The sequence below is a fragment of the Cupriavidus sp. D39 genome (assembly GCF_026627925.1).
Classification (GTDB): domain Bacteria; phylum Pseudomonadota; class Gammaproteobacteria; order Burkholderiales; family Burkholderiaceae; genus Cupriavidus; species Cupriavidus ulmosensis.
On sequence record NZ_JAPNLE010000009.1, the window covers coordinates 1,481,980 to 1,501,309 of the forward strand.

The following is a 19,330-nucleotide window of genomic DNA, read 5'->3' on the forward strand; positions in this document are numbered from 1 at the left end:
TACACTCGCCGCACGATCAAGACGAACGCCGCCGCCGATAGCCGGGCCAGCGGCAAAAAAGAGGAGAACACACCGATGAAGCGGAAGCTGCTGTTGAATGATGACTGGAAATCCTGCGTGGCCGCGGCCGTCCTGGGCGCCGCCTTCGCAGGTGGCGCGTTCGCGCAGCAGGGCTACCCCGACAGGACCATCCGTATCATCGTGCCGTTCAGCGCGGGCGGCAGCTCCGACATGCAGGGCCGCATGCTGGCGGACCGGCTGGGCCGGCTCTACAAGCAATCCGTGGTGGTGGAAAACCGTCCCGGCGCGGGCGGCCATATCGGCGGCAAGGCGGTGGTGGATGCGCCGACCGACGGCTACACCCTGCTGCTTGGCTCAATCGGCCTGCACGCCACCTACAACACCTACAAGAAGCTCAACTACAACCCGGCCACGGACCTGAAGATCGTCACCGTGCTGGCCGAAATGCCGCATGTGGTCGTGGTGAACCCGAAGGTGCCGGCCAACAACCTGAAGCAACTCGCCGCAGCCGCGCGCCAGCGCCCGGACACGATGACATTCGGCTCCGCGGGCGTGGGGTCGTCGGTCCATATGATGGGCGAGCTCTACAAGCTCAACGCCGGCGCACCGCTGGTGCACGTGCCGTACAAGGGCAGCGCGGCAGCCATGACCGACCTGCTGGGCGGCCAGATCGACATGATGTTCGAGAATCCGCCGACCACGCTGTCATACATCCGCTCGGGCAAGCTCAAGGCGCTGGCCGTCACCGGCAAGACGCGCTCGCCCGCGCTGCCCGACGTGCCGACGGCCGCGGAGTCCGGCTATCCGGGTTTCGTGGCGACGTCGTGGACCACCGTGGCCGTCAGCGCCAAGGTGCCTGACGCGATCGCCGACAAGCTCAACGCCGATATCCGGCAGATCGTCGCCACGCCCGAATTCCGCCAGGGCCTGCAGGAGCAAGGCATGACCCCCGTGGCCAACACCCGCGACGCCGCGCAGCGCTTCATCGCGACGGAAAAAGCGCGCTGGGACCAGGTCATCGCCAAGGGCAAGATCAGCGCGGAATAACGCGGAACAACGCGAAGTAGCGCGGAACAAAGCGGCGCGATACCAAGGCGGCAAACCCGCCTCGCGCCAGCATATCCAGTCTCAACGGAAACCCAGCTTCATGCATTCCTCACGCATCATTGCCAGCCCGCTACCCTACCGGCGGCTGGGCGCCGACGGCCTCCACCACTTCTTTGGCTACTACAACAAGAGCACCTGGGACCGCAGCCAGCGCTACGTGCTAGCGCAGCGCGTGCCGATGGCCGACGCCGAACTGGGGCCGGACCTGGTAGCCGAAATCGGCTTCTTCGACCTGCAGGACGGCGACCGCTTTCACCGCGTAGGCCAGACCACCGCCTGGAACTGGCAGATGGGCGCACAGCTACAGTGGCTCGACGGCGCGCCCCGGCAGGCAGCTCATCTACAACCGCAGGACGGACGACGCATCGGCCTTCTTCCCGCATCTGGGCGCGACGGTGCATAACGTGGACACGGGGGAAGACAGGACCCTGCCCATGCCCGTGTATGTGGTCGCGCCGAACAGCGAGTACGGCCTGTGCGTGAACTACCGCCGCCTGTACATCACGCACCAGACCATCGGCTACAGCGACGCGACGCCGCAACCCGCGCTGCCCAACGCGCCGGCCGACGACGGCATCCACTACATGGACCTGCGCACCGGCGAGACGCGCCTGGTCCTGAGCTACCAGGACCTGCGCAACTTCCACCCGAAGGCCTCGATGGACAAGGCCATCCACTGGGTCAGCCATATCGAGATCAACCCGCGCTCGTCGCGCGTGCTGCTGCTGCACCGTTGGACCGAGCGAGTGAAGGACGAGACATGCTTCCTGCACCGGCTCATCACGGCCAATCCCGATGGCTCCGACCTGCGCCTGCTGGAGTGCTCCGACCATCCGCTGCCGCAACTGGCGGCGGATTTCGATCCCGGCGCGGTCGGCACGTTTGACTACGAGAAGTCCGAGTACCAGATCTCGCATCCGCTGTGGCAGGACGATGCGCACATCATCGTATGGGGGCCGCATGCCGGCAGCATCCACTACCACCTCTACCACGACAGCGAGGGCGGCGGGGTGCAGGTCGTCGGCGACGGCGTGCTGACGGAAAACGGCCACATGACATTCTCGCCGGTGGCGCGCAACTGGCTGCTGAGCGACACCTATCCCGATGCCGCCACCAACGAGCGGATCCTCTTTCTCTACGACACGGCGTCTGGCTTGCGCCATGACCTGGGCAGCTTCTACACGGACCCCGGCCTGAAGAAGGAGAACCGCTGCGACCTGCATCCGCGCTGGAGCCGCGACGGCCGCCACGCCTGCATCGATTCGATCCACGACGGCGAACGGCAGATGTACGTGATGGACGTCAGCGCGCTCACGGCCAGCGCCTGAAACAAGGCCGCCCTGGCGTTCAGCGCGTCGCCACGATGAAGAACCTCGGGAACGGCAGCAGCACGCTGCCGTCCGCCATCGGCGGATAGGCGCGCGCCACCGCCGCCGTATAGCGCTCCAGGTACGCCGCGCGCTCGGCTTCGTCCAGCGGGTCGAGGAAGGGGCGCAGGCCGGTGCCCTTGAACCACTCGACAATGGCGGCGGGGCCGCCGGCCAGCGCGTGGTGGTAGGTGGTGTGCCAGACATCGACCGTACTGCAATGCGCGCGCAGCAGTTCGTAATACCAGCCAGCGCCCTGCAACCCGGTGCGCGCCTGCGAGGCCGCGGCCAGCTTGCCGGCCCACGGGCCATTGGCGGCGACCTCGCGCATCAGGCGGTGCGCGGGCGTGTCCAGCGTGTCGGGCACCTGGATGGCAAGGCTGCCGCCGGGCGCCAACTTGGCGGCCAGCGCGGGCAGCAGGCGGCCGTGGTCGGGCAGCCATTGCAGCACGGCATTGGCGAGGATCACATCGTAGGGGCCCGGGTCATACCAGGTTTCGATGCTGCTCACCTCGAACTTCAATGCCGGCAGCCGCTTGCGCGCGGCTTCGACCATGTCGGCCGAGCTGTCCAGCCCGGTCACGCTCGCGCCGGGAAAGCAGGCGGCCAGCACCTCGGTCGAGTTGCCCGGGCCGCAGCCGATGTCCACCGCAATGCGCGGCTCGCGTCCCGGCACCGCGGCCAGCAGGTCGCGTACCGGGCGGGTACGCTCGTTCTCGAATTTCACGTATTGCTTGGCTGACCAAGTCATTGCTGCTCCTTTGCGGGTTCGGTCCTAGTGCTTCGGAAGATCTGGCTTGTTCGGATTCTTCGGCATCGCGGGCTGCCTGGCCTGTTGCAGCGCGGCCCTGCCCTTGAGGGTCAGCGCGACGATGGCCTGCGCGCGCGGCACGCCGGGCCGGGACGTCATCCCCACCAGGCCGGCCGTCGTCGCGTCCTCCCACGCGGACAGCCGTGGGCAGGACGTGCGCCATGCTTCCATGGTGTCGGCGAAGGTGCGCGGCGTGGCGTCCAGCCACGCCAGGAATTCCAGCAAATTGCCGGAGTACGAGGGGGCGGGAAGGTTGGCGTCCCTGCCTTGATCCTAATCCCTTCCCGCTCCCGTTCCCGTTCCCGTCCCCTTTCCCTGGTCCATGGCCGTGCTCCGTTGATGCCCGAAACATGCCGTCAGGATAGAGCCGAACTGCTATGATTTCCAATGCATATTGAACACGATTTCAATACCCTTAGAGTATGGCAATGATAGAGCTACGCCGGCTGCGCGCCTTCGTCGTGCTGGCCGAAGAAGGCCACGTCACCCGCGCCGCCGAGCGCCTCGGCATGCAGCAGCCGCCGCTCACGCGCCTGCTGCGCGGGCTGGAAGAGGAACTGGGCGTTTTGCTGATGCGCCGCCTGCCGCGCGGCGTGCGCCCGACAGAGGCCGGCCTGGCGTTGCTGGAAGAGGCCCGCGCCGTGCTGGCCCGTGCCGAAGGCGTGGCCGACGTGGTGCGCCGCGCCGCGGCCGGGGAGCAAGGGCGGCTGGCGGTGGGCTTTACCAGCTCCGCCGCCCTGCACCCCTTGTGCCCGCCGTGCTGCGCCGGTTTCGCGAGAGCGTGCCGGGCGTTGCGGTGACGCTGGAGGAAGCCGGCACCAGCGAGCTGGTGGACGCGATCCTGCACGAGCGGCTGGACGCCGCCTTCGTACGCTCGCCGGTGGGCAGCACCGCCGGGCTGGTGCTCGATGCCGTGCTGGAGGAGCCGATGCTGGCGGCGCTGCCGGCAGGGCATCCGCTGGCGGCGCAGGCTGGCGCACTGCCGCTGGCCGCGCTGGCGCGCGAGCCCTTCATCCTCTACCGCCGCCCCGCCGGGCCCGGCCTGTATGACGCGATCCTGACGGCCTGCCGCGCCGCAGGCTTCAGCCCGCTGGTGGCGCAGGAAGCGCCGCGCCTGCCGGCCACGCTCAGCCTGGTGGCGGCGGGCCTTGGCGTGTCCGTGGTGCCCGCGTCCATGCACCGCCTGGGTGGCGAGGACATCGTCTATCGCCCGCTGGGCGAGAGCCCGCCGCTGACCGCGCCCCTGCACCTGGCGCTGCGCCACGGCATGCTGCCGGCGGCCGTGGTCCGCTTTCGCGCAATGGTGCGCGAGATGGTGGCTGCTGCGGCTGAAGCACCCAATGCACCCAATGCGCCCAACGCACGCGGGACGTGATGCAACAACACTCGCGCCATGATGTCATTCAACCGCAAGACAGCCGCGCACGCGGTGAGCCAGATGGATGAAGTGACGCAGCAGAACGCGTCGCTGGTCGAAGAAGCGGCCGCGGCAGCGCAATCGCTGGAAGAACAAGCCGCCAAGCTGAAGGACACAGTGGCCGTGTTCAGGCTGGGCAACCAGGGCGTGGCAAGCGCGGCGAGTACGGCAAGTGCGGCGAGTGCGGCGGCGCCCCGTGCCGTGCGGGCCGTGAGCAGGCCCGCGGCATCGTCGCCGCGCTGCGCCGCACCGGTGGCACCGCGTGCCGTTGCGGCTGCGGCGCCGGCCTCGGCATCCGACTGGTCGTCCTTCTAAACGGAACGGCGCGCGGCCGCATAGAGCCGTGCCAGCTGCGCGGCGGCCGCTTCCAGCAGTGCCCCGCCCTGCGCGATCGACCAGGCCAGCGACGCAGGACCGGCCTGCACCGAGAAGCAGCCGTCGAACGCCTCGCGCAGCAGCGCGCCATCGGCAATCTCCCCGATAGCAAGGTCACCGGCACGCCGTGCCGGCGGCCCAGCGCCGCGATCAGCGCCGGGCCCTTGCCAAGCAAGGTCTGGCGATCCGAGCGGCCTTCGCCGGTCAGGATCCAGTCGTACCCGGCCACCGTCGCCAACCCGGCGGCGTCGAGGATAAAGCTGCCGCCCGGCAGCAATTGCGCGCCAAGCAACCGCAGGGCAAAGCCCAGCCCGCCCGCGGCGCCCGCGCCCTGCGCTTGCGCTGCATGGCGACCGAGCGCCAGCTCGCAGCGCGCCGCGAACTCCCCCAGCACCTCATCCGCTTGCGCGAGATCCGTCACGCCCTTTTGCGCGCCAAAGATCATGCTGGCGCCAAGCCGCCCGCACAAAGGGCTGGTGACATCGGTGAGCGCCACCAGGCGCGGCGCTTGCCACCGGCCCGCATCAGCGCGTGGGCGCAGGCTGCGGATCGACGCAAGATTGTCGAGCACCGGGTCGATGCGCCCGCCCGCCGCATCGAGGAAATCGAGCGCCAGCTCCGCCAGCAGGCCGGCGCCGGCATCGTTGGTGGACGAGCCGCCCAGGCCAACCACGATGGTGGCGAAGCCCTGCGCGGCAATCCCGCGTATGGCCTGCCCTACCCCGCGCGTGGTGCGCGCGCCGGGCGCGGCCATCGCGTCGGGCAGGCCGGCCACCGCCGCCACATCGAAGATCGCGAAGGCGCCAAGCGCCGCGCTCTCGCATGCGGCAAACGGCATGCGCACAAGCTGGCCGTTGGCATCCGTCACGTCCACCGCATGCCAGCACCCGCCGCATGCCGCGGCCACCACGGCAGCCGTGCCTTCGCCGCCATCGGCAATGGGTACCTGCGTCACCCGGGCATCCGGCAGCGCATTGCGGATGCCCTCGGCCATATGCCGGGCCGCCGCCGGCGCATCCAGGCTGCCTTTGAACGAGTCGGGCGCCAGCAGCACGCGCAGCCCGCGCGCAGGCACGGTCTTCAACGCCATCTCGCTGGTCACGGCGCGGCCAGCTCGGAGATCTCGATCAGGTTCAGGTCCGGATCGCGCACGTAGACGGAGCGGATCTTCTGCGTGGCACCGGTCCGCGCGACCGGCCCCGCAACGATGGGCCAGTCGGATGCCCGCAGCCGCTCGATCACGGCATCGAGCGGGATCGATGCGATAAAGCATAGGTCCAGCGCGCCGGGCACCGGCAGGTGCGCCTTGGGCTCGAACTCCCTGCCCCGCACGTGCAGGTTGATCTTCTGGTTGCCGAAGCGAAACGCCACACGGTTCTCGCCGAAGGCTTCCAGCTGCATGCCGAGCACGCGCGTATAGAAATCAATGGTGGCGCCGGCATCCGTGCTGGTCAGCACCAGGTGGTCGAGGTGGTCAATCATGTCGCGCTTGCTCTCTCTGCGATTTAGCCGGATGCCATCATGGCAGTAGCGCAGGCGCACGAACATGTCGGATTGCTCCACCACCCTTTCCGAAAACGCAAAGCTGTGGCGGCCACCTCAGCCGCACCTTCAGCCACACCTTCAGCGCGGCGCCAGCAAGTGATCGAACAGCTTGCGCGCCTCGGGCTGCAGCGCCGCGGCCGACTTCACGCCAAGCCACAGCGTGCGCGAGGCCCACGGATCGGCCAGGCGGATGGCGCGCAACCCGGCGCCAAGGATCTCGGCGCGCACGGCGCCCTCCGGCAAGACCCCGATGCCAAGGCCCGCCTCGATCATGCGGCAGATCGCATCGAAACTGCTGACCTGCACGCGCAGCTTGAGCACCCGCTCCAGCGCGGCCGATGCGTCGGCCAGCCGCTGCAGCAGCGAGCTGCCCTGGTTGAGGCCGACGAAGTCGTATTCGAGCGCGTCGGCGAAGGCCACCTCGGCGCGCGCCGCCAGCGGATGCTCCGGCGGCACCAGCACCACCAGGCGGTCGCGGCGGTATTCGAACTTTTCCAGCGCGCCGGCCGCGACGTTGTCGGCAAACACGCCGATATCCGCCTGCCCGCCCGCCACCGCCGCGATCACCTCGTCGCTCATGCGCTCCTCCAGGCTGACGCGGATCAGCGGCTGCGCGTGCAGGAACACGCCCAGGTCCTGCGGCATGAACTGGATGATGGCCGAGGTATTGGCCCACACGCGCACATGCCCCCGCACGCCGATGGCGAAATCGCTCATGTCGCCCGCCAGGCGATTCACCGTGTCGAGCACGGCCCGGGCATGGCCAACCAGCCCGTGGCCGGCCGGGGTAAGCTCCAGCCCGCGCGGCAGCCGCACGAACAAGGCGCAATCGGTCGTCTTTTCCAGGTCGGCGACGCGGCGGCTGAGCGCCGACAGCGTCATGTGGGTGCGCTCGGCGGCCTTGGTAAAGCTGCCGCTCTGCGCCACCATCAGGAACAGGCGCAGGGACTGCAGGTCGAGATGGGCGGGATTGATCACGCGGAGCGTCCGGAAGGCGGCGGCATCGATGGCGGCGGGATGGCCTGGGTCGTCCAGCCACGCCCCGAGGTTTGAGAATCGGGAAAGGCTAGTGGACAAGAACGACATTGTCAATTTGGCCGCCCGACGCCACCATGGCCGCTTCACACGCTGCGCACCGGCACCAGCGGCGTGGCGCACTCACCACCCAGGCGCAGAGATCCGAGACAGGCAAACACCATGAATCCCACCCAGACCACGCCGGAAGTCGTCTTCCTGGACCGCGGCACGCTGGCCCCCGAGACCGTGCTGCGCGCGTTGCCGTTTGCGCATCGGCTGACGGTCTTTGACGCCACCGCGCCGCATGAAGTGGCCGGACGTATCGCCATCGCGCAGATCGTCATCACCAACAAGGTCAAGCTGCCGGCCGAGGTGCTGCGCCAGGCCGCCAGCCTGCGCCTGGTGGCGATCGCGGCCACCGGGACCGACCACGTCGACCTGCGCGCCTGCGCCGCCCAGGGCATCTGCGTTTCGAACGTGCGCAACTACGCCGTGCATACGGTGCCCGAGCACACCTTTGCGCTGATCTTCGCGCTGCGCCGCAGCCTGCATGCCTATTGCGACGCGGTGCGCGCGGGCCGCTGGCAGGCCTCGGGGCAGTTCTGCTTGCACGACTACCCGATCCACGACCTGGCCGGCTCGACCATCGGCATCGTCGGCGGCGGCACCCTCGGGCGCGCTGTGGGCGAGATCGCGCGGCTGCTGGGGCTCAAGGTGCTGTACGCCGCCCGCAAGGGCCAGCACGAAGCCGACGCGCAACACACACCCTTCGCCGACATGCTGCGCCTGAGCGACATCATCACGCTGCACTGCCCGCTGACCCCCGCCAACGTGGGCCTGATCGGCCGCGAGGAGTTCGCGCAGATGGCGCGGCGCCCGCTGCTGATCAACACCGCGCGCGGCGGACTGGTCGACGAGGCCGCGCTGGTCGAGGCGCTGCGGCAAGGACAGGTCTCCGGGGCCGGCTTCGACGTGGCCACCCAGGAGCCGCCCGGCCCCGGCCACCCGTTCCATGCGCTGCGCGACCATCCCGCCTTCCTGCTGACGCCGCACGTGGCCTGGGCCAGCCGGGAGGCCATCCAGGCACTGGCGGACCAGCTGATCGACAATATCGCGGCGTTCGCGGCAGGGTCGCCGCGCAATGTGGTGGCGGGCTGAGATGCCGAGCGGCGGATCGCCGGGGTATCCGATTTACACGGTGCGCAAGCAGATCGCCTCCCTGAAGACCAGGACGAACTGCAACCGCAGCGTGGAACGCGTCAGGCTGGCGCTCGTGCAACGCTAGGAGCCGTGCCGGATCGCCTCTTCAGGTCTATATTGTTCCTGTCCGGGATCACGACGGAGGGAGCATGCGTGCGCAATGCTGCAGGCTTGTACTGGCGGCGGCTGGCTGCGCGCTGGGCTTGGCCCTGAATGTCGCGCAGTGTTTCGCCCAGGCCGGCGGGGGCGCGCAAACGCCCTTCGTGCAGATCGGGCTCGCCAGGCAGGTTGCCATTCAGGTTCCCAAGGACTGGACCATCCTGTCCGGCGCCCAGGGCCGGGCCCACGGCACCATCGCGGACGCCGTGGGGGCGTCTCCATCGTCCCGGCGCCGGCGGGCCAAACCGTCAATCTCCTTCATGCCGTATCCAATGTGCAGGATCCGCGCGCGGCCGTGATCGTCAACTCGATTGCGCAAGCGCCGGTCACGCCCGAGCAGGTCCGCCGCTTCGACAGGTCGCTGCTGCAGGCCTATGGCGCGAGCTTCGAGCGCAGGATGCGCGACTCCTTGAAGACATCGGGCAGGGAGATGCTCTCCATCGACGAGCCGCGCCTCGACAAGATCGGTGGCTGGCCCGCGATTGCAATCAGCTACGTGCGCACCGGTGCGCAAGGCACGATCTACGTGCAGCATTTCGACATCTATACGCCGGACCAGGAACTGCTGCTCATCCTCTCGTGCCGCGACACGGCGCGCGGCGTGTGGCTGCCGCTGCTGGACCGGGTGCGCAACTCGATCGTCGTTGGCGAATAGCCTGGATGGCGATCGGCGCAGACCGGCCGTTTGCCCCCGGCGATCGATGCTGCCCGACCCCGACTGGATCAATGGGCTTCGGTCGGCAGGACGCCCGCGCGGTTAGCCCGCTCCCCTTTATTTTGGTTCTTCAGACTTCTGTGTGGGTCGCCGGGCGAAGTCCGGCGCAGGCGTAGCAAGAGCGATCGCGTGCAATCTCGCGCAGGTGTAGCTCCCCTCTCCCGCGCAGCGGGAGAGGGGTTGGGGAGAGGGCGGGCATCCGCAAGAGCGAGGCGCTTCACCTTGAGCTAGCGCCCACCCTCTCCCCGGCCCCTCTCCCATTTCATGGGAGAGGGGAGCAAACCAGCGCATTGCATCGTGTCGCTCTCGCTCGGATGGAGGACCCACACGAAAGTCTGATGAACCTTTATTTTCGGCCAGGCAAAGCCCTCTCGCCCGTCATGGCTGGGAACAGTCATCCGCCTCCACCTCGATGCGATCGCGCCCGGCCAGCTTGGCCTGGTAGAGCAAGCGGTCCGCTCGCTTGAGCAGGGACCGGATGCTGGGCGAATCCGCGCGCGCGGCGTAGGCGATGCCAAAACTTGCGCTCATCGTGAAGCCCTCCGCCCGCTCGAGCGGCACACTGGCTTGCGCCAGCCGGATGCGCAGGCATTGCACCAGCTCGAGCGCTTGCGCCCGCTCCCGCACGCCGGCCAGCACGGCGAACTCCTCGCCGCCGATGCGCGCGACGATATCGTCCTTGCGCCATGTGTCGCGGCACAGGTCGGCCATGTGTTCGAGCGCGCGGTCGCCTGCCGCGTGACCGTAGGTGTCGTTGATGCGTTTGAAATGGTCGATGTCGATCATGACCAGCGCAAGGTAGGGTGCCCGCGCGTCGTGATACAGACAGGCGGCCTGCGCGCGACTTTCAAACGCGCGGCGGTTGAGGAGCCGCGTCAGCGAATCGGTCTCCGCCATCGTCCTGAGTTCCGCAATCAGGCGCTGGCGCTCCTGTTCGAGCCGCGTCCTCTCGAGATCGTTCGTCTTCAAGACCTGGACGGCGTCGAAGAGCTCCTGTATCTCGCCCCGATACGCGTTCGACGGCAAGTCCGCGGACGGGCCACCCGCGGCGATTGCCCGGATGGCGAGCGCTGCCTCGGCGAACGGCTGGATGACCTGCCGGCGAAACAGCCACACGCCCAGGCCCAGCGCGCACATCAAGGCCGACAAGATGCCGGCGGCGCCCGCCAGCCGGGCCAGCATCGCGTGCCGGTGCGAGCGCACCTCCTCCTCGGCCAGCGTCAGCGCCTCGTCGCGGAACTCGACGATCGAGCGCATGAGCGGCACATACTGCGCGGCAAACTCGCCAGTTGAGGCGACCGCTCCTCCAGGGAGGCTGGCCAGCGCGCGAACGCGATTCACATACGCCAGGCCGTCGCCAAAGTACTGCCTCTTCATCCGGACAAAGGCCCCGTGAGCCAGCGCCGTATCCTCCATCACGCGGGTCCTCAATAACGCGCCCAGCTGGTCGATCCCACCGCGAGTGCGTTCGATGGCAAATTGCTCTGCTTCGGTCAGTTTCCGGCGCGACGCCAATGCCGCGGTAAAGCGCGAGCCAAGCAGCCCGGCCTGCTCCCTGAGCACAGCCGCCAGACGGGCCGCCATCAGGCAATTCAGCGCATTGGCATCGCCATCCAGCACGCCCTTGGTACTCGCGTTGGTGATAGGCGCGAACTGCGGGATGACCTCAACCATGCGGACCACGGCCTGCTCCAGCACCTGATCGGTGCGCCGCGCCAGCGGCACACGGATAACCTGGTCGATGTTCGCGCGAGCGGTGGCCAGCTCGGCGTGCGCACGCTGCGCCGCTGCCCACTCCATCGAGCACTCGTCACAATGGCTCGAATCGAGCAGCCCCAGCAGATGCGCGATACGCGCGTCGCTTTCGGCGCGCGCAGCCCGCAGTGCCGCCACCCTTTGCGCCGGTATCGGGACATCTTCGCCTAGCGCGCTGTTGGTGGGACCGCGCTCCGCGGACACCTTCTCCATGGCAAGCAATGTGGCCCGGAAAACCTGGAAATGCGACAGCGCGTGGTCTGCCCTGGCATATGCGCCCCACTGGTGAACCAGGAGCCCGCTTGTCAGTGCCACGAACAGAAGGCCAAGCGTGCTGGCAACGATCCCGAACCGCCGGTCGACCGACATGGTTGGCAAGGCAAATCTAAGCATCTTGAACAGACTCGGCTTAAGCAATTCAAACGTAAGCGCGGACCCGGTACCAGCCGGTACATTGGCCGGAAGCTGAGCAATGTGGAAGCAGGAGAGCCTCCTGCCGGAAGTCCTGGCTAGCGACCTGCGTAGGGTTTCACCCGCTCGTGCCGGGCTTGCGGCGCCGCTGTCGCGGCGCATCGGCGAATTGTCTCCCAGTGTGCCGCCGCTGCCCGCGGGGCATTTTCAAAGCTGACATGTCGGCGCGCACAGGGCGCGTGGACGGATTTTAGCGCAGCGGCCGGCGTGGGGCGGAATCGGCGAGGGCCTGGCGTCCATCCTGACCAGGCCGCTGCTGCTCCCTATCCATACTTCGCCGCAATCGGCATCAGTCGCCCGGCGCCGAAAGCCCTTGGCCGCATCCGCACAATCGGCGCGGCCTGCCGGCGCTTGAACTCGGAGCGGGCGATCAGCCGGTGCACGTCGGCTATCCAGTGCGTGTTCTCGCTGGCCGCCAGCGCTTGCAGGGCCAGCCTGGCGCGCTCGTATTCGGCCGGGCGCAGGCGCTCGCCCTCGATCGCGAGCTTGAGGATCTCATCCAGTATCTCGTACGGCGGCAGCGAGTCCGTGTCCTTTTGCCCTTCAGACAGTTCGGCCGAGGGTGCCTTTTCGATGATCACGGCCGGTATGATCTCGCGGCCGTGGCGCTGGTTGTAGTACCGGGCCAGGGCAAAGACTTCCGTCTTGTAGATATCGCCGATGAGGTTAAGGCCGCCGCACGCGTCGCCATAGATCGTGAAGAAGCCGCAGGAGGCTTCGGACTTGTTGCCGGTGGTGAGCAGCAGCGCGCCAAAGTGGTTGCTGTACTCCATCAGGATGGCGCCGCGGATGCGGGCCTGTACGTTCTCGCGCGCCAGGCGAGACGGCTCGGCGTCGAATGCGTGCTGGAAACCATCGACGTACTGCGCGTAGAGGCCACCGATCGGATGCGTGTGCAGCGCGACGCCAAGGTTGCGGCACAGCGTCACCGAGTCGTCCACGCTGCCGGCGCTGGAGAACCGGGACGGCATGGTGACCGCGCTCACGTTGGCGGCGCCCAGCGCATCCACGGCCAGCGCAAGGGTCAGCGCGCTGTCGATGCCGCCCGAGCTGCCGACCACTACCTTGCTGAAGCCGGCCTTGGCGGCATAATCGCGCAGCGCAAGGGTGGCCTGCCGGTACATGAGCGCGCAATCGTCAGCCACCGATTGCGTGGGCGCCGGCTGGGCGGCCTGCCCGGCGGCAGTGAAGCGGCCGGCCTTGTACGCGACGACACCGATGGCCTCCTCGAACATCGGTGCCCGGAACGCAACGGCGCCGTCGGCCTGCACGGCGAAGCTGGCGCCGTCGAAAACGATCTCGTCGTTGCCGCCAACCTGGTTGACGTAGAGGAATGGCAGCTCCCAGCGGCGGGCCAGGCCGGCATACAGCGCCTCGCGCTGGGCGGCCTTGCCGACGTTGGACGGACTGGCATTGATCGTGACGATCAGCTCGGCGCCGGCCTTTGCCACGTTGTCGACCGGGTCCACGTCGTAGGTGCGGCCATCCACGTTCCAGGCGTCCTCGCAGATCAGCACGCCTACCCTGATGCCCTTCACCTCGACAACCAGATGCGCATCGGGGCCCGGCTCGAACCAGCGGCGCTCCTGGAAGATGCCGTAGTTCGGCAGCAGCCGCTTGGCGTAGACGCCTTCGATGCGCCCGTCGCGCATGGCCAGCACGGCGTTGTGAAACCGCTTGCCGATGCCGGGATTCGAGACCACCGCGCCCACCAGCACCACGATATCGGTGCCGGCGGTGGCCGCGATCACCGCCGCGATGGCGCTGGCCTGCCGGTCGAGAAAGCCGGGCTCCTCCAGCATGTCCTGCGGGTTGTACCCCGACAGCGCCAGCTCGGAGAACACGACCATATCGGCGCCACCCTGCCGCGCCTGCCCGATGGCCTCGACGATCCTGCGGGCATTGCCGTCGAAGTCGCACAGGGTGTAGTTCAGTTGAGCGCAGGCAATGCGCAGGCTAGCCGCGTTAGGTGCAGGCATGGCAGCTCCTTACTGGCGTCACTGATTGGCGTGACTTATTGGCGTGACTTATTGGCGTGACTTATTGGCGTTACTTATTGGCGTTACTTATTGGCGTGACTTATTGGCGTGACTTACTGGCGTGCGATCCGGAAAACGTCATACAGGTAGTTCAGGTAGTTCTGGTCTTCGCACATCCCCTTGCCCGAGGTGTCGCTGACCTTCGCCACCGGCTGGTCGTTGCAGCGCACCAGCTTGATCACGATGTTCAGGGGCTCCACGCCGCAGTCGTTGGTGAGGTTCGTGCCGATGCCGAAGGCGGGATTGGTGCGATCGGCGAACCGTTCATAGATGCCGAACGCGCGCTCCAGGTCCAGGCTGTCGCTGAAGACGAGCTGCTTGGTGGTCGCATCGATCCGCATTTTCTCGTAGTGGGCGAGGATCTTCTCCCCCACGCCATCGGGTCACCGGAGTCGTGCCGCACGCCGTCGAACAGCTTGCAGAAGTACAGGTCGAAGTTGCGCAGGAACGCGTCGGTGCCCACCACGTCGGTCAGGGCGATGCCGAGGTCGCCGCGGTATTCCGCCACCCAGGACTCGAGCGCCGCCCTGATCGAGCTTGGCCAGGCGCGAGTCAAACGCCTGATAGGCCTGCAGGTACTCGTGCGCCATCGTGCCGATCGGGGTCAGGCCGTACTTCCTGGCGAGGTACACGTTGCTGGTGCCGCGCATGTGCCGGCTGCCCTGCTCGGCCAGCGTTGCCACCACTTCCTCCTGCCACTCACGCGAGAAGCGGCGGCGCGTGCCGAACTCGAAGAAGATGAAGGGGGCACGCCGGGTCGCCTGGGGCACGAGCTGGTCCAGGCGCGCGATCTTGCCGGCGAGCCGCTCCCGGCCCGTCGCGCGGGCCTCGGCTTGCGGCACGTTGCGGAAGTACACCTCGTTGACGATCGCCAGCACGTAGATCTCGAAGGGCATGACATGCAGCATCGGGCCCTTGATGCGGATCTCGAGCTCGTCCGGGTTGCTGGCTGACGGCGCCACCGTGATGAAACGGCGCTGCAGCTGGAACAGGCGCAGGAAGTCGATGTAGTCCGCTTTCATGAAGCGCAGCCCGCCCAGGTAGGCCAGCTCGCCGTCCGTGAAGCGCAGCGTGCACAGGTGATCGAGCTGCGCTTCGATCTCGGCTTTCAGCTTGACGAGCGGCGTGGCCGGCGTGTTGCGGCACTTGAAGGCGTACTCGGCGATGGCTTGCGGGTTGCCGTGCAGGATCGCCTGCTGCATCGTGAACTTGTACAGGTCGGTGTCCAGCAGGGACTGGATCACAGGGGCGAAGGCTTGAGACATGATCGGCTTCCTGAGGTTGCAAGGCTTAGGCAAACAGGTTCTGGGTGGTGGCGATCTTGCCGCCGGCGCCAACGAACTCGTCGATAAACGCCTGGCCCTGGGCTTCGAATCCGGGCACCGGGCTCATGGCGTCGCCCAGCAGCACCATGCGCTGCGCGAACTCGCGCCCGAGGTGCCGCAGCAGGCTGCGCACCGAACTGGCCACGCAATGCGACAGCGCCTCGCCCGCCACGAGCACGCGATCCGCCGCGGCAAGGCTGCGGACACGGGCCGGGTTGAACTGGGTATCCGGGTCGGCATCGACCGGCACGTCAGCCTCGAAGGCCGAGAAATGCTCGGTGCGCGGGTTCAGGCCCTTGAACAGGTAATCCACATTGGCAAGGCGAGCCGCCTCCCAACCGGACAACGCTGCGGCCAGGACATCGTGCACGCCATGCCCCCACGAGCCGACGATGCAGTGATCGGGCCAGAGGAAAAGCCCACTGCGGCCCAGGTACTGTGCCACCGCTTCCGCCTGCGCCGAGTCGGCCGGCCGGTAAGCGCCGCTGGCCACGTCCGCCGATGTGATCGCCGTGAACGGCGACGGCTTGTTGCCCGCCGCATCGCGCCAATAGCTGGCGTGGGCGATGTCATAGGTATGGTGGGAGTCCAGGGTGACGGTGATGCCCGCGAACCTGTCACCGTGCCCGGCGACCAGCGTCGCGAGCCGGGCCATATCCGCATTGGCGCCTGCGACCGGCAGCGCGGCGCCGGGGATGTCGCAGAAGTCGTTCTGCGGGTCGATGATCAGAAGCTGGTCTCGTCGTTGGGTTGCCATTTCCATCTCCAGGCGCATTTGGGGCATGCTTTTCGGGGCATGCGATGGCTGAATCATGGCATAGATTGTGGCGTAGTGCCACAATTAATTTGTAGGTGACACTGAACAGCCAATTTTCAAGCATTTGCCCCGGTTATTTTCAGCTGCCATAATGGTGGCATCACGCCACAAAACACCAACCAAAATCGATGTCAGAGATCTACACCTTCGTTGACGTGGTCCTCCTCACGGCAAGCGACAGCGAGCTTCAGGTGATGCTGCACAACCGCAGCGAAGCGCCGCACCCGAACGTGCTGGCCCTGCCCGGCGGCCGCATCCGGGTCGACCAGGACCTGGACACCGAAGCCAGCGCCCTGCGCATGCTGCGGGAGAAGACCGGCATCGAGACGCCCTACCTGGAGCAGCTCTACACCTTCTCCGGCAAATTCCGCGACCCGCGCCGCTGGTCGATCAGCGTGGTCTATTGCGCCGTGGTGCCGCTAGACGTGCTCGCGCCCGGGATCGACGCGAACTGCTCGCTGCATCCCGCGCGCAATGCCCCGCGGCTGCCCTTCGACCACAACGCGATGATCGACAAGGCCATCGAGCGGCTGGAAAACAAATCCACCTACTCGACGCTGCCGACCCACCTGCTGCCGGACGTCTTCACGCTGCCGGAGCTCCAGCGCATGTACGAACTGGTGCTCGGGCGGGAACTGGAGCGCAAGGCATTCCGGCGAAAGATCGAGGCACTGGAGTTCCTGGAGCTGGCACCAAAGGCAGCCGCGCGGGCCCGCGAAGTGGTCCGCAGCGGACCGCCGCCGCAGTATTACCAGGTAAAGCCGGGAGTCCGGCTGAAGTTTCGGGATCGGATGCTTTGATCCGGTTCTGGGCGGTTGCAGCGCGCGCGAGAGCGGAGCGCGACAACGCAGACCCGGCTTTGTCAGCAAGTCTCTGTCAGCAAGCCGAGCCGGCGGGGTTACTCCGCCGGCTCGGCGCGATCGGGCCGATGAGGGCGCCGCCGCGGGCTCCCCGCCGCGACACAACACCCCGACCTTACTCGAGGGTCACATTGGCCTTCTTGACCAGGGCCGCATAGCGCGCCGCTTCGCTCTGGAAGAACCTGGCGGCTGCTTCCGGCGTGCCGGGATTGATCGTAGTGCCCTGCTTCTTCATGGCTTCCATCACGTCCGGACTGGTGAATGCCTTGGCGAACGCCGTGTTGAGGCGCTTTACCTCGGCCGGCGGCAGCCCTGCCGGGCCCACCACGGCAAACCAGCCCTCGACCGTGAAGTTGGGCAGGCCTTGTTCGGCGATGGTGGGTATCTCGGGCGCGGCGGGCGAGCGCGTCGCGCCGCACAGGCCGATCGCACGCAGGCTGCCGCTCTTCAGATGTGGCGCTACGGCGTTCAACGCCACGACACCGATCTCCACCTGGCCCGCGATCAGGTCGGTCATCATCGGTCCGGTGCCCTTGTAGGGCACATGGCGCGCCTTGACGTGCGCCTCGTCGAGGAACATTTCCGCGGCGAGCTGGAGAATGGTGCCGTTACCCGACGAGGCATAGTTGAATCCATCTGGCTTGGCCTTGAGCAAGGCAACAAGTTCTTGCACGTTCTTCGCGGGCACCTTGGGGTTGACCACAAGGACCAGCGGCGTGAAGCCGATCACGCTGATGGGCGTGAAGTCCCTGATCGCGTCGAACGGCATCTTCTTGTACACGCTCGGATTGATGACATGGTTGTTGGAGAACAGGCCCAGCGTGGTGCCGTCGGCCGGCGCCTTGGCCACCGCCGCCGCGCCGGTAATGCCGCCGGCGCCGGGCAGATTCTCGATCACCACCGGCTGCCCCAGGCTCTTGCCGAGCGACGGTCCGGCAGCGCGGGCGATAGCGTCCACGCCCGAGCCGGCGCTGATCGGCAGGATCAGGCGTACCGGCCGGCCCGAGCCTTGGGCCAGTGCAGTGCCGGCCGGCAACGCAAGCGTGAGTGCGAAAGCCGAAACGGCCATGCCGAGTACTTCCCGGCGCGAAATGGGGAATGCCATGTCTGTCTCCTTGTGTTTATCGTTATCGTCCGCGTGGCCATCCAGAGCCCCGCGGCAAGGCGGGTAGATTCAGTCCGCGATCCGCGTGTGCAGGCCGGACAGGATTTCATCGTTGTGCTCGCCAATGCCCGGCAGCGGCATGCGCACGCCTGGCCTGCGTCCGCCCATGAGCAGCGGCAGCAGCACAACGTCGGTGGTGCCGCCGTCCTCGGTCTGCATCGGCACCAGGCCGCCGCTTGCCTTCAGGTGCGGATCCTCCAGCAGTTGTTCCGGCCGCATGATGGGCGCATAGGGAATGCCCGCAGCTTCGAATTTCAGCGCAAGTTCTTCCACGCGATGGTCCTTGAGAATCGCGCCGAGCCGCTCCAGCAGTGCCGGACGTACCGCAACGCGCATGGCGTTGGTCGCGAGCTCCGGATCGGCCGCCAGGTCGGGGCGCTGCAGCACGTCGCACAGCGTGTTGAACTGCTTGTCGCTGACGGCGCCGATAAACAGTTGCTCGCCTTCGGCCAGCGTGAACACGTCGTAGACGCTCCAGGCGGACACGCGCGACGGCATCGGCGGCGGCGGCTCGCCGGTCATCGAGAACTGCTGCATATGCTGGGACGACAGGAACACGCAATTCTCGAACAGCGCGCTCTGCACTTCCTGGCCCTTGCCGGTACGGTCGCGCTCACGCAAGGCGGCCATCACGCCGATGGCGCCGAACATGCCGCCCATGATGTCGTTGACCGAGGTGCCGGCGCGCAGCGGGCGGCCCTTGGGCCCGGTCATGTAGGAAAGGCCCCCATCATCTGCACGACTTCGTCGAGCGCCAGGCGGTTTTCATAGGGGCCGGGCAGGAAGCCTTTGTGCGAGACGTAGATGAGCTTGGGGAACCTGGCGGACAGCGTGGCGTAGTCCAGCCCGCATTTCTCCATCAAACCCGGGCGGAAGTTTTCGAGCAGCACATCGCACTGGCCGACCAGCTCCGCTGCCGCGGCCTGCCCTTGCGGGGTGGTGATATCGATGACGACGCTCTTCTTGTTGCGGTTGAACGAGCGGAAGAAGCCAATGCCAAGGCCGGGCAGGTTGCGGGTCTTGTCGCCGCCGGGCGGCTCGACCTTGATGACTTCGGCACCCAGGTCCGCGAGGATCATGCCGCAGGTCGGGCCCATCACCATGTGGGTGAACTCAACCACGCGGACGCCGGCGAGCGGCAAGGAGGAATGCTCGGTGTTCATG

Annotated in this window: 16 protein-coding genes and 3 pseudogenes; 8 read left to right on the forward strand and 11 right to left on the reverse strand. The window is 67.3% G+C overall.

Annotated features, from left to right (window positions below):
• Window positions 1-75 precede the first annotated feature (75 nt).
• Window positions 76-1,068 (forward strand): Bug family tripartite tricarboxylate transporter substrate binding protein, encoded by a 993-nt coding sequence (locus tag OMK73_RS18790; RefSeq protein WP_267603465.1) that lies wholly within the window; start codon window positions 76-78, stop codon window positions 1,066-1,068.
• Window positions 1,069-1,168: 100 nt separating this feature from the next.
• A pseudogene (locus tag OMK73_RS18795) lies at window positions 1,169-2,456 on the forward strand (hypothetical protein).
• A gap of 19 nt (window positions 2,457-2,475) precedes the next feature.
• Here OMK73_RS18795 and tam read toward each other — a convergent pair.
• Together tam and OMK73_RS18805 are read right to left on the reverse strand one after the other, a co-directional pair.
• Complete coding sequence (gene tam, locus OMK73_RS18800) at window positions 2,476-3,246, reverse strand: trans-aconitate 2-methyltransferase (protein WP_267603466.1); 771 nt, start codon at window positions 3,244-3,246, stop codon at window positions 2,476-2,478.
• 24 nt (window positions 3,247-3,270) lie between these two features.
• Window positions 3,271-3,531 carry a hypothetical protein gene (locus tag OMK73_RS18805; protein WP_267603467.1) on the reverse strand — a complete coding sequence of 87 codons (261 nt, stop codon included), beginning with the start codon at window positions 3,529-3,531 and terminating at the stop codon, window positions 3,271-3,273.
• A gap of 203 nt (window positions 3,532-3,734) precedes the next feature.
• Between OMK73_RS18805 and OMK73_RS18810 the strand changes: the two genes are divergently transcribed.
• Together OMK73_RS18810 and OMK73_RS18815 are read left to right on the forward strand one after the other, a co-directional pair.
• A complete protein-coding gene (locus OMK73_RS18810; RefSeq protein WP_267603468.1) occupies window positions 3,735-4,106 on the forward strand; it encodes a LysR family transcriptional regulator in 372 nt (123 codons plus the stop codon).
• The gene (locus OMK73_RS18815) at window positions 4,064-4,681 is read left to right on the forward strand and encodes a LysR substrate-binding domain-containing protein (protein ID WP_267603469.1); all 618 of its coding nucleotides are present in this window, start codon (window positions 4,064-4,066) and stop codon (window positions 4,679-4,681) included. The genes OMK73_RS18810 and OMK73_RS18815 overlap by 43 nt, the downstream gene beginning before the upstream one ends.
• Window positions 4,682-4,850: 169 nt before the next feature.
• On the opposite strand, the gene OMK73_RS18820 is transcribed toward OMK73_RS18815, so the two are convergent.
• The 3 genes from OMK73_RS18820 to OMK73_RS18830 form a co-directional block, all read right to left on the reverse strand.
• Window positions 4,851-6,200 carry a glycerate kinase gene (locus OMK73_RS18820; RefSeq protein ID WP_324291749.1) on the reverse strand — a complete coding sequence of 450 codons (1,350 nt, stop codon included), beginning with the start codon at window positions 6,198-6,200 and terminating at the stop codon, window positions 4,851-4,853.
• Entirely contained in the window at window positions 6,197-6,580 is a 384-nt protein-coding gene (locus OMK73_RS18825) for a VOC family protein (RefSeq protein WP_267606431.1), read from the reverse strand. The genes OMK73_RS18820 and OMK73_RS18825 overlap by 4 nt, the downstream gene beginning before the upstream one ends.
• A gap of 141 nt (window positions 6,581-6,721) precedes the next feature.
• Window positions 6,722-7,621: a LysR family transcriptional regulator gene (locus OMK73_RS18830; RefSeq protein WP_267606432.1), complete on the reverse strand. Its 900-nt coding sequence runs from the start codon at window positions 7,619-7,621 to the stop codon at window positions 6,722-6,724.
• Between the two features lie 219 nt (window positions 7,622-7,840).
• Here OMK73_RS18830 and OMK73_RS18835 point away from each other — a divergent pair, with 219 nt between their 5' ends.
• From OMK73_RS18835 to OMK73_RS18845, 3 genes are all read left to right on the forward strand, one after another.
• Window positions 7,841-8,818, forward strand: coding sequence for a D-2-hydroxyacid dehydrogenase (locus OMK73_RS18835; protein WP_267603470.1), 978 nt, complete (start codon window positions 7,841-7,843; stop codon window positions 8,816-8,818).
• 191 nt (window positions 8,819-9,009) lie between these two features.
• Window positions 9,010-9,318 (forward strand): hypothetical protein, encoded by a 309-nt coding sequence (locus OMK73_RS18840; protein WP_267603471.1) that lies wholly within the window; start codon window positions 9,010-9,012, stop codon window positions 9,316-9,318.
• The gene (locus OMK73_RS18845; RefSeq protein ID WP_267603472.1) at window positions 9,294-9,674 is read left to right on the forward strand and encodes a hypothetical protein; all 381 of its coding nucleotides are present in this window, start codon (window positions 9,294-9,296) and stop codon (window positions 9,672-9,674) included. The genes OMK73_RS18840 and OMK73_RS18845 overlap by 25 nt, the downstream gene beginning before the upstream one ends.
• 438 nt (window positions 9,675-10,112) lie before the next feature.
• Here OMK73_RS18845 and OMK73_RS18850 read toward each other — a convergent pair whose 3' ends face one another.
• The 4 genes and pseudogenes from OMK73_RS18850 to OMK73_RS18865 all read right to left on the reverse strand — a co-directional run bounded on the left by OMK73_RS18850 (window position 10,113) and on the right by OMK73_RS18865 (window position 16,081).
• Window positions 10,113-11,882 (reverse strand): sensor domain-containing diguanylate cyclase, encoded by a 1,770-nt coding sequence (locus OMK73_RS18850; RefSeq protein ID WP_267603473.1) that lies wholly within the window; start codon window positions 11,880-11,882, stop codon window positions 10,113-10,115.
• A 341-nt stretch (window positions 11,883-12,223) separates the two neighbouring features.
• Window positions 12,224-13,939, reverse strand: a complete 1,716-nt coding sequence (locus tag OMK73_RS18855; RefSeq protein WP_267603474.1) for an NAD+ synthase — start codon at window positions 13,937-13,939, stop codon at window positions 12,224-12,226.
• Window positions 13,940-14,052: 113 nt separating this feature from the next.
• Window positions 14,053-15,264 (reverse strand): annotated as a pseudogene (gene pncB / locus OMK73_RS18860) (nicotinate phosphoribosyltransferase).
• 25 nt (window positions 15,265-15,289) lie between these two features.
• A complete protein-coding gene (locus OMK73_RS18865) occupies window positions 15,290-16,081 on the reverse strand; it encodes an isochorismatase family protein (RefSeq protein WP_267603475.1) in 792 nt (263 codons plus the stop codon).
• 188 nt (window positions 16,082-16,269) lie between these two features.
• On the opposite strand from OMK73_RS18865, the gene OMK73_RS18870 reads away from it, so the two are divergent.
• Window positions 16,270-16,941 carry an NUDIX hydrolase gene (locus tag OMK73_RS18870; protein WP_267603476.1) on the forward strand — a complete coding sequence of 224 codons (672 nt, stop codon included), beginning with the start codon at window positions 16,270-16,272 and terminating at the stop codon, window positions 16,939-16,941.
• A 175-nt stretch (window positions 16,942-17,116) separates the two neighbouring features.
• Here OMK73_RS18870 and OMK73_RS18875 read toward each other — a convergent pair whose 3' ends face one another.
• Both OMK73_RS18875 and OMK73_RS18880 read right to left on the reverse strand, forming a co-directional pair.
• Complete coding sequence (locus OMK73_RS18875) at window positions 17,117-18,106, reverse strand: Bug family tripartite tricarboxylate transporter substrate binding protein (RefSeq protein ID WP_267603477.1); 990 nt, start codon at window positions 18,104-18,106, stop codon at window positions 17,117-17,119.
• A 69-nt stretch (window positions 18,107-18,175) separates the two neighbouring features.
• Window positions 18,176-19,329, reverse strand: a pseudogene (locus OMK73_RS18880) (CaiB/BaiF CoA transferase family protein).
• Window position 19,330: the final 1 nt, after the last annotated feature.

Excerpts from the sequence above, each read along its gene's own strand:
- OMK73_RS18790 (WP_267603465.1), top strand. The coding sequence starts at position 76 with ATGAAGCGGAAGCTGCTGTTGAATGATGACTGGAAATCCTGCGTGGCC.
- tam (WP_267603466.1), bottom strand. The coding sequence starts at position 3,246 with ATGACTTGGTCAGCCAAGCAATACGTGAAATTCGAGAACGAGCGTACC.
- OMK73_RS18810 (WP_267603468.1), top strand. The coding sequence starts at position 3,735 with ATGATAGAGCTACGCCGGCTGCGCGCCTTCGTCGTGCTGGCCGAAGAA.
- OMK73_RS18825 (WP_267606431.1), bottom strand. The coding sequence starts at position 6,580 with ATGATTGACCACCTCGACCACCTGGTGCTGACCAGCACGGATGCCGGC.
- OMK73_RS18835 (WP_267603470.1), top strand. The coding sequence starts at position 7,841 with ATGAATCCCACCCAGACCACGCCGGAAGTCGTCTTCCTGGACCGCGGC.
- OMK73_RS18840 (WP_267603471.1), top strand. The coding sequence starts at position 9,010 with ATGCGTGCGCAATGCTGCAGGCTTGTACTGGCGGCGGCTGGCTGCGCG.
- OMK73_RS18850 (WP_267603473.1), bottom strand. The coding sequence starts at position 11,882 with ATGCTTAGATTTGCCTTGCCAACCATGTCGGTCGACCGGCGGTTCGGG.
- OMK73_RS18855 (WP_267603474.1), bottom strand. The coding sequence starts at position 13,939 with ATGCCTGCACCTAACGCGGCTAGCCTGCGCATTGCCTGCGCTCAACTG.
- OMK73_RS18865 (WP_267603475.1), bottom strand. The coding sequence starts at position 16,081 with ATGGCAACCCAACGACGAGACCAGCTTCTGATCATCGACCCGCAGAAC.
- OMK73_RS18870 (WP_267603476.1), top strand. The coding sequence starts at position 16,270 with ATGTCAGAGATCTACACCTTCGTTGACGTGGTCCTCCTCACGGCAAGC.
- OMK73_RS18875 (WP_267603477.1), bottom strand. The coding sequence starts at position 18,106 with ATGGCATTCCCCATTTCGCGCCGGGAAGTACTCGGCATGGCCGTTTCG.